12 protein-coding genes and 1 pseudogene are annotated in these 15234 nt (G+C 53.0%); 3 read left to right on the top strand and 10 right to left on the bottom strand.

The window, feature by feature from the left end:
• The coding region (locus OXG87_23435) for a hypothetical protein (protein ID MCY3872510.1) at positions 1-230 on the top strand (230 nt) is incomplete at its 5' end.
• A gap of 117 nt (positions 231-347) precedes the next feature.
• On the opposite strand, the gene OXG87_23440 is transcribed toward OXG87_23435, so the two are convergent.
• The 8 genes from OXG87_23440 to OXG87_23475 form a co-directional block, all read right to left on the bottom strand.
• Positions 348-1268: a DUF58 domain-containing protein gene (locus OXG87_23440; protein ID MCY3872511.1), complete on the bottom strand. Its 921-nt coding sequence runs from the start codon at positions 1266-1268 to the stop codon at positions 348-350.
• Entirely contained in the window at positions 1241-2410 is a 1170-nt protein-coding gene (gene chrA, locus OXG87_23445; GenBank protein ID MCY3872512.1) for a chromate efflux transporter, read from the bottom strand. The genes OXG87_23440 and chrA overlap by 28 nt, the downstream gene beginning before the upstream one ends.
• A 91-nt stretch (positions 2411-2501) precedes the next feature.
• Positions 2502-3878 (bottom strand): aspartate aminotransferase family protein, encoded by a 1377-nt coding sequence (locus OXG87_23450; protein MCY3872513.1) that lies wholly within the window; start codon positions 3876-3878, stop codon positions 2502-2504.
• Between the two features lie 72 nt (positions 3879-3950).
• Positions 3951-5234, bottom strand: a complete 1284-nt coding sequence (locus OXG87_23455) for a Gfo/Idh/MocA family oxidoreductase (GenBank protein MCY3872514.1) — start codon at positions 5232-5234, stop codon at positions 3951-3953.
• 12 nt (positions 5235-5246) lie between these two features.
• The gene (locus tag OXG87_23460; protein MCY3872515.1) at positions 5247-6032 is read right to left on the bottom strand and encodes a hypothetical protein; all 786 of its coding nucleotides are present in this window, start codon (positions 6030-6032) and stop codon (positions 5247-5249) included.
• A gap of 104 nt (positions 6033-6136) precedes the next feature.
• Positions 6137-7003 (bottom strand): xylose isomerase, encoded by an 867-nt coding sequence (locus tag OXG87_23465; GenBank protein MCY3872516.1) that lies wholly within the window; start codon positions 7001-7003, stop codon positions 6137-6139.
• A 28-nt stretch (positions 7004-7031) separates the two neighbouring features.
• Positions 7032-8489, bottom strand: a complete 1458-nt coding sequence (locus OXG87_23470) for a sulfatase-like hydrolase/transferase (GenBank protein ID MCY3872517.1) — start codon at positions 8487-8489, stop codon at positions 7032-7034.
• The gene (locus OXG87_23475; protein MCY3872518.1) at positions 8486-9337 is read right to left on the bottom strand and encodes a carbon-nitrogen hydrolase family protein; all 852 of its coding nucleotides are present in this window, start codon (positions 9335-9337) and stop codon (positions 8486-8488) included. Before OXG87_23475 ends, OXG87_23470 begins: the two co-directional genes overlap by 4 nt.
• 230 nt (positions 9338-9567) lie before the next feature.
• On the opposite strand from OXG87_23475, the gene OXG87_23480 reads away from it, so the two are divergent.
• Positions 9568-11025: an aminotransferase class I/II-fold pyridoxal phosphate-dependent enzyme gene (locus tag OXG87_23480; GenBank protein ID MCY3872519.1), complete on the top strand. Its 1458-nt coding sequence runs from the start codon at positions 9568-9570 to the stop codon at positions 11023-11025.
• A 39-nt stretch (positions 11026-11064) separates the two neighbouring features.
• Positions 11065-12625, top strand: a pseudogene (pckA, locus tag OXG87_23485) (phosphoenolpyruvate carboxykinase (ATP)).
• Between the two features lie 5 nt (positions 12626-12630).
• Here pckA and larA read toward each other — a convergent pair.
• Both larA and OXG87_23495 read right to left on the bottom strand, forming a co-directional pair.
• Positions 12631-13887, bottom strand: coding sequence for a nickel-dependent lactate racemase (gene larA / locus OXG87_23490; GenBank protein MCY3872520.1), 1257 nt, complete (start codon positions 13885-13887; stop codon positions 12631-12633).
• 2 nt (positions 13888-13889) lie between these two features.
• Positions 13890-15155, bottom strand: coding sequence for a neutral/alkaline non-lysosomal ceramidase N-terminal domain-containing protein (locus tag OXG87_23495; GenBank protein MCY3872521.1), 1266 nt, complete (start codon positions 15153-15155; stop codon positions 13890-13892).
• Between the last annotated feature and the right edge of the window lie 79 nt (positions 15156-15234).

Raw genomic sequence — 15234 nt, forward strand, 5'->3', positions numbered from 1 at the left:
CTTATCTGGAGGAGCGAGGATATTTGCGTCCGTCAGACCAGTTTCATCAGGCGTATAAGGAGGTTGAGCATAAGGCGCATCAGATTCATCTGATGATGCTTAAGTTGCGAGCGTTAGGGGAGATCAAGAAAGCGTGGGAGGTGGATCGTATTCTGAAGATCATCACCTCGTTAGATGATATTTCTCAGAGGGAAGAGCGCATTCTGAAGAATGTTTTGAAGGCTCTTTGAAGCACGTAATCGATAGTACATAAAATTCCCTATTGCGCGTTATTGCGATGGGGGATTGGTTTTTTGGGCTGGGGGGCGGTCCTCTCACCTCTTACGTCTCACTTCTTACCGCTTCTCTCACATCAATTTTTTGCGTTTGGCGAGGTAGTTGAAGAGGGCGGTGTCAAAGGGTTCTGAGGTTTCGAGGAGGACGTAGTCGATCATGGCTTCGCGGCATTCGCGGCGGTAGCGATTGATGAGGGTTTCCATTTGATCGCGGTACTCGGGTGCGAGGTGCCAGGGTTCTGTAGAGATTTGGGTGCCGGATTCGAGATCGACAAAGCGCATTTCGCGGTTGAAGTCGAGGTCGCGTTCTCGGGGGTCCAGGATGTGGAAGACGATGACTTCGTGGTTGCGATGGCGAAAGTGTTTGAGGCCATTGAGCAGGCGGTCCGGGTTGTCGAAGAGGTCGGATATGACGACGACGAGGCCGCGGCGCACAATGCGTTCGGCCAGTTCGTGGAAGGTGGCGGCCAGATCGGTATCGGTGCCTTCGGGGCTGGTGTTTTGAAGTGTGGTGAGCAGTGTGTGTAAATGACTGGTGACTGACCGGGGCTGTAGATATGTGCGAATGCGGTCGTCAAAAGCGATTAGTCCGACGGCGTCGCGCTGGCGCAACATGAGGTGGGATAGGGCGGCTGCGGTGTAAGATGCGTATTGGAATTTGGTGATGGCGTCCGAGCCATAAGCCATTGAGGCACTGGCGTCTATGAGGAGATGGGATTTGAGGTTGGTTTCTTCTTCGTATTGTTTGACGTAGAGGCGGTCGGTTTTGCCAAATACTTTCCAGTCCAGGTCGCGTAGTGAGTCCCCGGGCATGTATTGGCGATATTCGGAGAATTCGACGGAGAATCCGTGATAGGGGCTTTGATGCAGGCCGGTGATAAATCCTTCGACGACCATGCGTGCGATCAGGTCCAGGCGCGCGAGCCGGGAGACGACTTCGGGTTTGAGATATTCCTGGGTCATCCCTAAAAGCCCGCGGCGAGGACGATCCAACCCGCAACGGCTCCGCCGACGACCAGCCATACTGCGCCGACGCCGCGCCACAATATCAGGATGGATGCGATGCCCGCGATTGCCATTTTGGGTATTGAATCCAGGGTTAGATAGCCCAGTTCTATTGTTACAGCGGCCATCAATCCCACGGCACAGACGTTTACGGCGTCGAGGAATGACGCTACCCATTCAGATTCGCGCAGGCGGGGTAAGAGGGGATTCAGAGCGGCGACAAATACAAAGGAGGGCAAGAAGATCGCGCCAGCAGCGACGAGGGCGCCGGATAATTTGCCGCCGGTGACGAGATAGCCGATGAAGGCCGCGGTCGATAATACGGGTCCGGGTGTGAACTGGCCGATGGCAATGGCTTCCAGCAATTGTTCCTGGGTTAGCCAGGCATATCCGAGTACGAGTTCTTCTTCGAGGAATGCGATGAGTAAGTATCCGCTGCCGTAGAGTATTGCGCCAATTTTTAGAAAGAATAGGCCCAGTGCCCAGAGGGTTGGTCCTGCTGCGGATACGGCACCCTGACTTGCGAGCATGGTCAATCCCGTGCCGGCCACAGGTGCTATTACGGCCATGTGTTCGCGGTCTCTCGGTCGCGTCATTCTCAGCCAGAACATCCCGAGGATTCCCCCGCCGATCAGTGCGAGTACGCCGCTAAATTGCGTGAGGGCTACGAGCATGACAGCCAGGCCCAGAAAGCTCAGTCGCCAGCCTTTTACGGCTTTTTGCCCCAGTCGCCACAGTGCGCCCAGGATGACTGCGAGTACCGCTGGTTTGATGCCGTAGAGCAGGTCGGCAACTTCTGGGATGGCGCCATAAGTCATGTAGGCCCAGGCGAGTATTGTTGTCAATGTAACGGCGGGAAATATAAAACACAGGCCAGCGAGCAATAGACCGGGCCAACCGCCGCGCAAGAATCCCAGGTGTATCGCCATTTCAGTCGAGTTTGGTCCGGGGATAATGCTGGTTACGCCGACGAGGTCTAAGAATCGCTCGCGCGATAACCACGCGCGTTTTTCAACTACTTCGTCTTCCATCAGGGCGATGTGCGCTGCGGGGCCACCAAAACCTATTACGCCGAGTTTAAAAAATAATGCCGCTACTTCGCGCAGTCGTCCGCGTTTTTCGTTTGACATGTTAAAACCTCAAAAGGTGTGAAAGACAATCGTCATTGCGGCAGGGTTTAAGCCGCAATCCAGGGAGGGGGTTGGGTGGCCCTCTTACCTTTTACATCCTACCTCTTACCACCTCATCCACAACTTCACCAAGTACCTGTAAGCCGTCTTCGAGCGCGTCTTGTTCAATGGTTAAGGGCGGAGAGATTTTTACGGTTTGTCCCCACGCGCCCACAGGGGCAAAGAATAGCAGTCCTTTGTGAAAACAGCGCAGTACAATTTCGTGCGCCAGGTCCGGGTCGGGTTCTTTTTGTCCGGCTTTTACCATTTGTACACCGCCTACGAGTCCCTTGCAGGTTACGTGCCCGACCACGTCGGGATGTGCGGTTTGGATTTTTTTGATTCCGTTCGCTAATACGGGTTCGAGGCGCGCTGCATTGCCGGTTAAGTCGTCGTTTACGATTTTTTGCAGGCTGGCGAGTGCCGCAGCACAACAGACGGGGTTGCCCGTGTGGGTGCTTGTCATTGATCCGGGGGGGTATAAGTCCATGACTTCGGATTTGCCGATTACGCCCGATAAGGGAAGTGAACTGCTTACGCCTTTGCCAAAGCAGATGAGGTCGGGAATTACGCCGTAGTGCTCAAATCCCCACATTTTACCTGTGCGACCAAAGCCCGCCTGTACTTCGTCAAAGATTAAGAGGGCATTGTGTGCTTTGCACCATTCAGATAGTGCCTGTACGTACGCCACGGGCGCGAAATCAGGTCCCACGCCCTGATATGTTTCGAGCATGACGCCGCATACATTGTCTGCATTTAGTCCTTTGTCTTTGAGTGTAGAGCAGAAAAAGTCGAAATCCACGTTTTCTGTCCAATACCCGTCGGGAAAGGGTACCTGTACGATGGCGGGGTCTTCGTTGCCGATCCAGTCTTTTTGTCCGGGCATGCCACCGATTTGCTGTGCGCCCATTGTGCGTCCGTGAAATCCGCGTTCAAATCCCACAAAGCCGATTTTCTTTTTTCCTCCGGTTGTAATGCCGTATGTTCGCGCGAGTTTCAGGGCGTTTTCCGTGCTTTCAGATCCGGTTGTTAGTAGAAATGCTTTGTCTAACCCTTCTGGTGCCAGTTCTACCAGAAATTCGACGAGTTGCGCCCGTTCTTCGCTCGGGAATACGTAGTTGTGCAATAGCCCGGTGTTGACCTGATCCACGATTGCACGCCGAACTTCAGGCATGCCGTGTCCGGCATTGGTGACGAGTACGCCGGAGCTCCAGTCGAGCCACATGTTGCCGTATTTGTCATAGACCTGACAATCTTCTGCGCGATCCCATACTATGGGCGGTTGTCCGCGCATGGAGATGGGTTCTACCCGGTGCAGGGTTTCCAAAGTTGCCACTGAGTCTGGATGGGGTACAGGCGTTACGATGCGGCGATATTTTGTATCGACTTTTGGTACGTTGACAGGGGTGATGTCAAATTCTTTTCCCATTGGATCAGGATGTCCCAGATTAAAGGATGTTCAGGATACCGCCCTTTCTCCACCCACTTCCTACTTCCTACTTCACACTTCCTTATTGTATATTTTTTCAAATACTGCGTCGGGTCCGTCAGATGCGCGGTTGGGATCGACGATGGTGATGCCGTCTGCGCCGAATTGCGCTGTGACAGTTGCGCCTTTGCCTTCGCGCATGTATTCAAAATTGCGGTCGCGGACGATGCGCGCGGCATCTACGATCGCCGTTGTGATCCGCCCGTCTTCAGCGGTGGGATAGATTGCTTTTACGTCTGATAGGGTTTCGCCCAGGAATTCGATGCGACATATTGCGACCAGTGCCACGATGATGCTGTCTGTACCATATCCCACATAGACTTCTGAGCCGTCGGGGCGTTTGACGTTGCGGGTGAAGTGGTTGTTTGAACTCTGGCTGCCGCCGTCTGCGTACCAGAAGCGAAATCCGCGATATTGCTGGTCGGATTCCACTTTGCCGTCGGTGCCGACTATTTCGTGTCCCTGATTGACGGGTCCTTCAAAATCGTCGGGGGTGATCCAGTTGTTGTGGAAGTAAATGCTCATGCCGTTGTCGAAATCCACCCGAACCTGGACGGCATCGTATGCGTCAATGCCATCGCGTATGAGGCGTTTTTTTTGCCCTACGGCTGTGAGGGATACGGGTTTGCTGCGGTAGTAATTGTAAAATAGATCGACCCAGTGGGGTCCCACGTAGGAGAAGGGATCGCTTTCTTCTGCCCACTTAAATGTGCTGGTGGATACTTCGAGGGGTTCTTCCAGCATGGCGAGCCCGTAAATGGGATCGCCGATGCGATTGGCGATGTCGTGCTCGATGCGCATGTGATCCGGGTCGTAGCGTTTGTGCATATCTACCGCGCATACCAGTCCTTTTTCATTGGCGAGTTCGATCATTTCATCGGCTTCGTGGACCGATAAACACATCGGTTTTTCGGTGATGACATGGGTGCCGTTGTTCAGTGCTGCGAGGACCACGGGCGTGTGCAGGTTGTCGGGTGTGGCGACGGCCATGACGTCGAGGTCCGGAATGTCGCGCAAGACATCTTCCCAGGGGGTTTCGCCCCAGTAGGGTGCGGGCGCGTGTCCGGTCCATTGTTCAAAATTGGCTTTTGCGCGCTGGGCAGATGCTTCGCTGCGCGTGGCTACTGCAACGAGATCAAATTCGATGTCTGCAAGGTCGCGCGCCCAGGCGTCGAGTCCCACTCGTCCCATCAGGCCACTGATGCCGTTGCGCTGCAGATCCGCAAAGGCCCGGGCGTGAACATCGCCGCCAAACATCCCGGCGCCAATCAGTGCTATTGTTACTTTTTTTGCCATTCAATACTCCATTCAAGGTTGGGATTTACTACGTAAAAACGATAGGTCGGCTTGTGCCGCTGTCCAGAGGTCGTCCATGTTTTCGCCGGGTTCGCGCGTTCCTTTGGAAAATTCGACAGTGATGGAGCCAGCGAATTTGTATTCGGCCATCAGATCCAGTGCCGTTTGAGCGCGTTCGGGATGGTCATTAAGCAACTGGACATTGGTGTTTTCGTCGCGCAATTGCGTGTGTGCGTGCGTGACTTTGAGACCAAAGAGGTCGAACCATCGCTTCAGGATATCCATCTCGGGAATGAAGCAGTGTACGATGATTTCCCAGCCTTCGATGCCCAGGTCGTCGAAGAATGCTCTGGCGTCATCGGGGTGTTCAACGATTGTGCCCGGGTGGCATTCGCAGAGCAGTGTACAGGTTTGCGGGACTTGTTCGCGCCAGGCGCGCAGGTTGTTTAAATAGGTTTCGCGCAGGGCAGGGTCTTTGCCGACGTTGAATTTTACACCGGTTGAGCCGAATAGGCCGATCATTTCTGCCGCGTTTTGTCGCGCATTGGCATCGTTGTCGTCGAAGTCGCAATACGTGTTGTAGATGGTTGCGGGAAAATTAGAGGATAACAGTTTTTCGCGTTCGGCGTCTGAACACAGTGTGGCGTGATACTCCCACAGTTCCATTCCGTCAAATCCAGCTTCCCGAAATCGATCAGTCCAATCGCTTACTTCGTAAGTCGGTGTTTTGGGATCGCCCCAGCGGTTGAGGTCCAGGAGTATGGAGCCGATTAAAATTTCTCCATTGCGATTTGACATGTTATATCTCCATTAGAATAAAAAGCGCGAATCAACGAATCGAAGTTCATAGTGATTTTGGGTGGTTGAGCGGGGTTCGTCTATTCGTTGATTTCCCTGCCTATTTACGGACTCCAATTTCTCATCAACCGACGCCAGACTTTTATAATCTCGTTCTTTTCCCGGATGGCATCTTGCCAGATGTCGGGGAAACAGGCAAGTGCGTATCCAGAGCCTTGTGGTCCCAGTTCGGGTACGATATGGAGTATTTTGCCCGGTTTCGCGCCCTGTAACCAAGCTTCGAGGGCGGGTTCCAGGTAATTTGTCAACCAGATTTTGAAATCGCGGTCCAATCGCCCTTTGTCATTTGTTACCGGGGTCTGGCAATGGCTGCCCGTAAAGGGGCGGAAATGGATGAGTTCGTGCATTTGCAAGAGGTCGGTGCGCTCAGATAATCGCTCCCAGTATTCGTGCGGGCGGAGTTGTTTGATGATTGCCGGGTGCGAGTGGTCGAAGTTCATTCTCAGTTTCTTTTTGTATTTTTTTCGGTACGCATCGGCCAGTGCAAAGGCTTTTTCCGGCGTTTCAGTACAGGTGTCGCGATGGATCTCGATTGCGGGTTTGACTTTGTGCTTTTTTCCGGCTTTCACGACGGCGCGTGCGACTTTTACCGCAGCTTTTGTTTTTGTGTCGTGGTCGCACAATTGCACGTTGATGTGAACCACGCCGATTTCGGCAAATGCTTTCATTTTTTCGTCGGCTTCTTTTTTGCTGCCGACATCTACCCCACCGACCATTTCCAATCCCTGTTTGTGCAATTCCGCGGCCAATTCTGCATCGGCTCCAGAAGACATGCCGTGAAATCCCGCTTCTTTCACTTTTCGCACTTTGGTCTGAATTGTCCAGGGATTTCTTGCAGATGGGTAATCTCTCAATGACCAGTCTGCTGCCATGATTTTAATTTTTGGTTTTTGAACTGGTTTTTTCGCCATATAACACCTCCGCGACGATGATTTGTTTTTACATGGGTCCAATGCGTTCTGGACCTCTATCCATTGCGAGCATTGACGCATCAAAGCTGCGTTGCATTAAGTCGAGTTTTACATCTGCATGATCGGGACTGTCCCACAGATTGTCAAATTCGTCTGGGTCCTTCTGTAAGTCGTAAAGTTCGCCCAGGTCGTGTCCGTGATAGACCACGAGTTTGTACCGACGGTTGCGATACATTGTGGCAAATGTTCCGTCGGCTTGATCGAGTGCATCGTAATATTCACAGCGCACAAAATCGCGGTGTTCGTCGGGGGGTTGATCCCCGCTGAGCATGGGTGATAGCGAATGCGGTTGCATTCGCTCGGGCACTTCTATGCCAGCCAGTTCCAATAAGAGAGGGGCGATGTCGCGCAATTCGACGAGTGCGTCGCTTTTTTGTCCCGATTTTACGTGACCAGGCCATGAGAAAATGAGCGGTACGCGCACCAGTCCTTCGTAAAAACGGCATCCCTTTTGGATCAGTCCGTGGTCTCCGAGAGTTTCGCCGTGGTCGCTGGTGAAGATAATCAATGTGTTGTCGCGCTGTCCAGTTTCTTCCAGTGCGGCTATTATGCGTCCGAGTTGATCGTCGATCAGTTTGATCATGGCGTAATAGGCGGCGATAAGTGTTTTTGCATCGCGTTTTCCGGCTGACTCAGATTCGTGCAATCCGCGCGTCGGTGTCCTGGGGATTACGGGGCTTCGTATATCCAATTCATCGGGATGCCGGCCTTTGGACTGGAAGTCGATGGCTGACAGTTTTTCCTGTTGCGAGAGATCGCTTTCTCGAAATAGGGGACCGTTTACCCGTTCGGGATCGAACATTTCTCGGTATGTTTTTGGGGGATTAAATGGCGGGTGCGGGTCGTAGATGTTTACAGAGGCCAGCCAGGGTCCATCGCGCTGTTCGCTCAAAAATTCAATGGTTTTTTCCGCACACCACGTGGTCTGGTGCAGTTCTGCGGGTACGCCATCGGGACTTTTGATGAGTTCGCCCAGGATTTCGCCTTTGGATCGCACCCAGTCGGCATAATCGTGTCCGGTTTCCCAATCGTCCCTCGGCGCGTGGCTGTATTGCCAGTATCGATATCCGTCATCTGTTCTTTTTTCTATGCGTCCATGCGCGCTCGATAAGTGCAATTTGCCGATTAGACCGCAGTCGTATCCATTGTCTGCGAGTATTTTGGTGACCAGTGGTGGCGCGTCTGGGAAATGCGAGTTGCCATTGCCGTTTACGTGTACGGCGCTGGCGTATTGTCCGGTCAAAAAACTCGTCCGACTCGGTGTGCAGATCGGACTCTGGCAATACGCATGGGTAAATGCAAATCCTTCGGCGATCAGGCGGTCGATATTGGGGGTATCTACATGGGGATTGCCCAATGCGCCAATGGTGTCATATCGCTGCTGGTCTGTACAGATCCACAAGATGTTTGGTCTGGTTCCTTTCATATATGCTCCTTTTCGCAATCTACTAATTTTACGCCTTTTTTCATCCATTCGCGCAGGCGCGTTGTGTCATTCACGGCTCGCAATGCGATGTTGCGCGATGCCTGATGGAGGTCTAATTTGCGGATTATGATCTCGTCGGTGAATATGCTGGCTTCGGCTATGACATTGCCATTTGGGTGGATGATTTTTGATTCGCCATGGGAAGATCCCGCGCGGTTGATGTCCATAGGGTCGGCGGGCGCGTTTGCCATGACGACGTAGATATCATTTTCGGTTGCGCGGCTGATGGGCATGGCGCGATAGGCCGACAATTTGTGCTCTGAGGTGACAGAGCTTTCACAACTGGCGAAGAAGCAGATTTTTGCACCGGCCGCGGCGGGCAATCTCACGAGTTCGGGATATCGAATGTCGTGACAAATTAAAAAACAACAGGGTATGCCGCACAAGTGATAAATAGGCAGGTGTTGCGCGGGTTCACACCATTTTTCACCCGCCAGATGTATTTTGCCACAGCGTCCCTGGACGGTGCCATCGCGATCTATGACGAGCAGGCTGTTGTAGCGTTGTCCGTTTTCGAGATGTGTTGAGCCGACGATTGCGGCAATGCCTTTTTCTCGGCATACCTGTATAATTTGTCGTTCGGCTTTTTCAATGCGCGTTTGATCCAGGCTTGACCAGAAATTGGGGCAGCTGGTATAGCCGTATAAAACGCCTTCGTGAAATGCAGCGATATCTACTTTTTTACGCGCACAGGTGTTCAGACGGTCGATGACCCCGCCTGTGTTTTTTTCGATGTTCTCATCGGCATGCATTTGACATGCGGCAACGCGCAACCATTTTTTGGACATGTTTTCCTCCGATCGATGGTCAGGCGCGAAATATAATGACTATTTTTTAAAAATGAAGGAATTTTTGGTTGTGGAGTAATATTTGGTTCTGTCAATGCGTTTTCTATACCTCTGCTGTACATGAGCAAGCTCATTTGACATCGCCAAGACTGCTTGCAAGAACAGGGTCAACTAATTATTATTCATACAGACGATTATTGCGGCATAAAAAATTAAGAATGGGAAGGATTATGGAAAGAAGATCAGAGACAAAACGAGAACTTTCAGACGAGACGGGCAACGGCCTCCAGATGGCTCCCGAACTCATGCTTGAACTCGCGCACAAAGCCGCGGAGCTTTTGGTGGCGCGAACCGAGACCTTGCCCGGGGAAAATGCCTGGGATGGAGAATTCAGGCAGGGGCTGGAGAAACTACTCCTGAAGGATCCGCCCGAAGCTGGACGATCCCCAGAGGAAGTCATTGAGCAGGTTGCACGCGAGATTCTCCCAATTGCGATGCGACTGGACCACCCACGTTGCTTCGCGTTTATACCGTCTTCACCCACCTGGCCCGGTGTGCTGGCCGATTTCATGGCCGCCGGATACAACGTCAACGCATGCACCTGGCTGGTCGGGAGCGGTCCAAGTCAACTCGAACTGGTCGTCATTGATTGGTTGCGGCAATGGCTCGGCTATCCAGAAAGCGCGGGTGGGCTTTTCACAAGCGGAGGTTCCGCGGCCAGCCTCGACGCCTTTGTTGCAGCGAGAGAAGCCGCAGGTCACCCCGAGCGTGCGACCGTCTATATGAGCGATCAGAGCCATAGCGCGCACATCCGCGCAGCCAGGATCATCGGCGTTCGCCCAGAGTGCATACGCTTGATCCCGAGTGACGACCTCTTCCGCCTGGACATGGATGCACTTGCACGCGCCGTGGTCGATGACCGCGCAGCGGGATTTAATCCCATTGCAGTATGCGCCAACGCCGGAACGAGCAGTACCGGGACTATCGATCCGATCGAAGCCATGGCAGACTACTGCGAGGCAGAAGGAATATGGCTACACGTTGACGCTGCGTACGGCGGCTTCGCTGTCGTAACCGAACAGGGCAAAGAACTCCTGCGCGGGATCGAACGTGCAGATTCCATCGGGCTGGATGCGCACAAATGGTTCTTCCAACCTTATGAGGCCGGTTGCCTTCTGGTGAAGAACCTGAGTACGCTTGAAAACGCCTTCGGCGTTCACCACGATATTCTCCAGGACGCAATATGGGGTGCGAACCACCCGAACTTCTCGGATCGCGGCCTGCAACTGAGCCGCTCGGTACGCGCGCTTAAGGTCTGGATGTCCGTTCAGACCTTCGGAATGGACGCATTTCGGCGAGCCGTAGCAAAGGGAATGGAACTGGCTGCCCGCGCCGAGGCATACGTCCGTGAAAGCCAAACCCTGGAAATGTTGAACCCCGCGTCTCTGGGGATCGTATGCTTCCGAATCAATCCCGCCGATACCTCTATTGATGAGGAAGAACTCGCAGAGATCAACAAGACAATACTCGCTCGCATCTTTTGGGAAGACAAAGCCTTTATATCCTCGACGCTTCTACATGGGAAGTTTTCACTCCGGCTGTGCATCGCCAACCACACCACGACCTGGGACGATGTACGCGAGACTCTTGAGGTTGCCGAGCAATTCGGGCGAGAGGCGTTAGCCTGAAAGAAGGCATCGTTCATATCTTTAGTAAGGAGTTCGTTTATGACCGGAATAAATCTGGAACGCTACAATATTACCAGGCCGTTTATTTTGCGCAATGCTTCGCCAGCGGTGCTTTACGAGGAGGCGCTGACTCACGAGACTGGATCGACTATTACGAGTACTGGGGCGCTTATTGTGCGTTCGGGAGAAAAGACCGGGCGCAGTCCATCATCCCGATAGTGCGGACGATATCTGGTGGGGTGAGGTCAATATCAAGCTCGATGAGCGCACGTTTCTGATCAATAGAGAGCGGGCTATCGATTATCTCAATGTTTGCGATCGCATTTATGTGGTTGATGGGTACGCGGGCTGGGATCCCAAGTATCGCATTAAGGTGCGGGTTGTTTGCGCCCGCGCGTACCATGCTCTGTTTATGCACAATATGCTTATGCGTCCCTCGCGTACAGAGCTTGAAAATTTTGGCGAGCCGGATTATGTCATTTTTAATGCTGGCAGATTTCCCGCGAACCGATATACGGCTGAAATGACTTCGACTACGAGTGTGGATGTGAGTTTTGAATTGCGGGAAATGGTTATTTTGGGGACGGAATATGCGGGTGAGATGAAGAAAGGTGTTTTCACTGTTCTGAACTATATTTTGCCCAGGCAGGATATTTTGTCGATGCACTGTTCGTCCAATGTGGGTGCAGCGGGTGATACGGCGCTCTTTTTTGGTCTGTCTGGTACGGGAAAAACGACGCTTTCAGCCGAGCCTCAGCGTCGTTTGATCGGCGATGATGAACACGGGTGGAGCGATCGCGGTATTTTCAATTTTGAGGGTGGTTGTTACGCCAAGTGCATTGGTCTTTCGCAAGCGCGCGAGCCGGAGATTTACAATGCGATCCGTTTTGGGACGGTGCTCGAAAATGTCGTTTTTGACGAGCATACGCGCGTGGTTAGTTACGACGATGATTCTATTACGGAGAATACGCGCGCGGCTTATCCCATTGAGTATATTCCCAATGCACAGATTCCATGTGTGGGCGGTCATCCCAGGAATGTGATTTTTTTGACCTGCGATGCATTTGGGGTTTTACCTCCGGTGAGCAAGCTCACGCCCGCACAGGCGATGTACCATTTTATCAGCGGTTATACGGCCAAGGTCGCGGGTACAGAAATGGGTGTTACCGAACCACAGGCTTCTTTTTCGGCCTGTTTTGGCGCGCCTTTTCTCGTGTGGCATCCGGGGAAATATGCCGAGCAATTGGCGGAAAAAATCCAGCAACACAATTCGGATGTGTGGCTGGTCAATACGGGCTGGTCGGGCGGTGGCTACGGCGTTGGCAAGCGCATTACGTTGACGAATACCCGCTCAATTATTCGGGCGATACACAATGGTGCTTTGACAGATGTGGCGTGCGAAACAGACCCGCGATTTGGTTTCGAGGTTCCCAAGACCTGTCCAGATGTTACGGGTAGTATTTTGTCGCCGCGTGCGACGTGGTCCAATCCGTCTGAATACGATGCGAGAGCTACGTATCTGGCGCGGTTGTTTAAGGAGAATTTCAAGCAGTTTGAAGATGGGATCAGCGATGAGATTATAGAGGCGGGTCCTGTTTGATGAGATTACAGGTAGGGAATTGCAAGTGGGCCATCGGGCAATACGGCTACGCGGGCATCCCGGGATTCCAGGTGCTCATGTATCGCTTTGTTGAGGTCGGGTATGACCTGTAGTTTGCAGGCGCGAACTTCATCGCTGTCCATCTCGGTATAGACTTTTACGTTTACGCGGTCTAAGATGCCCGATAGAATTTGCGCCTGCCACTGGTCGAGGATCGGTTCGCGCGCATAGACCGATTCTATCACGTCTGCAGGTGTGTGGCCTTCGCGCATCAATGCCGCAAAATTGCCGTGGTCGGGTACGCCATCGCTGCACGCACTGGCTACGAGGATTGTGCCGCCATCGGTTACTATACGCGCTGCGGCTGAGATGCCTTTTACGGTTTGATACAGATTTTGATCCAGGGGAAAGCCGCTGTTGGATGTTACGACCAGCGGGAAGGGTGTTTCGACAGGGACCATTGCCGAGGCTTTTACATCGGCGCATCCCTTTGTATGGGCCAGGGTGAGGTCGCCCGCGTAATATCCCGAGATTTTCTTTTCTGCGTTGAGTGTTACATTGAGCAGAAAATCCGGGGGACATAGCGCGACGCATTCGCGAATTTCCCGGTGTAGTGGGTTTTCGTGGAGTACGCCCCAGGTGCTGTTTGGGTCGGCGATCAGTTCGGCGCGATGTAGTCGGAAAATGGTTTCAATACTCGCCACGCCGGGCGCGACGGCTTTTGGTCCGCCCGAGAAGCCCGCAAAGAAGTGCGGTTCGATAAATCCGAGGGCGATGCGTCTGTCTGCGTTGAGGTATTCCCGGTTCAAAAATACAGTTGTTTCATCCGCAGTTTTGCCCACCCGTTCGTTTTGCGTTTCGCTAAATGCATCGTGATTGACAATGCGTACGCGGCGAACCATCTCTTTGCCAAACATTTCGACAATTTCGCGCTTTGTATTTGGCCTGTGCGTGCCCGTGCCGATTAATACGGTTACCTGGTCGGGGGATACGGGCAATTCTTCGAGTAGCCATGGGATCAGTTGTTTGTTGGGGACGGGGCGGGTGCCGTCGGATGTTGCGATTACGACCCGGTCTGAAGGTTTGACTATTTCTTTGAGTGGTTTTGTCCCGAGGGGGTGGCGCACGGCTTTGTGAAATAGGCGTTTGGGGTCTTCCAGTGCTGGTTCAAATGAGGGGCGGATTACATCCCAGTGCGCGAGTTTGGGGTCTGCACAAACAGATACGGCTCCCCGGCCAAAAGGTATGTCGATTTGTTTCATTTTTAATTCCGTACCAAAGTGTCTGCTGTTTGCAAGATGATTTCTTCTTCGCCCTGATATGGCGCGGGTTCCCCGTAATACGGATAGGCATTGGGTTCGTAACCGCCTTCTTCGTATTGCCGCTCTGTACACAAATATCCCACTTCGTCATTGGCATAGCCCACAGGCCATAAGTCCTCGCTGATATCCCGCAGTCTTTTTTCCATTGCATGCCCAATTTCCTGCACGGGTTCGCCCGGTATGGTGATCAGTGCTATTGGTCCTATCTGCATCAGTTGCATTTCGGTGGGTTTTTCAGTTGGGACGGTGTCTGATGCCACCATGTCCAGGACCTTTCTTGCCCAGGGGCCTGTAAATAATTGTCCGCGTTCGCTTTCGTCTGCGGCCATTTTTTTGAGTTCGTCTTCGGGCATCAGGTCGCCGAATGGTATGGCCATGTCGGTGCGGCGGGCAGATATGCCTTCTGCGCTTCTGGTGTTTAGTCCTGTAGCTACGCGGCATACTTCGTCGCCGAGTTCGTGACCACACGCGTCCAATTGTTCTCTGGTGGCGGATGCAAATCCCCCGGTTTCGCTCAGGATGGCGGGGCGGATGTTGCCAAAGCATCCGGGTAAGAAGAGTGCTTTACTGCCGAGGGTTTGTTCAATGCGACTGCGGGCAATGCCGGGGTAATCGGGCGAGATGATGCCGTTGGAGCCGCTGAGTGTGGTTGGGTGACAGGCGTAGTGGAATAATGTGGCGAGGGGGGTGTCGGTTTCTCCTGTTACGTGTAAGACCCTTACGCGGCGATCGACGATTCCGCCGTAGTTCAAGGTCATGCTCGAGGCTCCAGGGAGCGGACGGCGGTTGATGTTGAAATGCGCAGATCCACATCCCAGGCCAAGGGTTACGGGTTGGAGATTTGCGGCTGCTTCGGCTATGCACGCGGCGGTGGTTTCGACTATGCGATCCATATATTCGGGGTCGGGAGTCCCGCCCAAACACGGCAATGTGGCGAGGGCGCAGTGCGTGTGGCTGCACGCTACCATTACGCTGTCTCCCGGGATAATATTTGCCACTTTCGCCCGGATTCGGTCAGTGGTGGCTTTTGTTATGCCGATGACGTCGAGTGTGGCAATGGCTATTTGTGCGTCTCCGTCGGCAAAGACTACTGCCCGTACTTCCAGAGGGTAGAGTACGGAATGCGATGGGTTGGTGTTCCAATGCCCCTGAAGCACTGGACCGGGTTCTGGCGTGATGTCTCCGCTTGCAACGCCGCTTCGGATCATGGTGGGTCTCCTGAATTTGTGCGTTCGGAATTTAATTTTTCAAATGTATCTCAGAATCGCCTTTCGCGCAATCTTCTCA

It is taken from the genome of Gemmatimonadota bacterium (assembly GCA_026706845.1).
GTDB lineage: Bacteria > Latescibacterota > UBA2968 > UBA2968 > UBA2968 > VXRD01.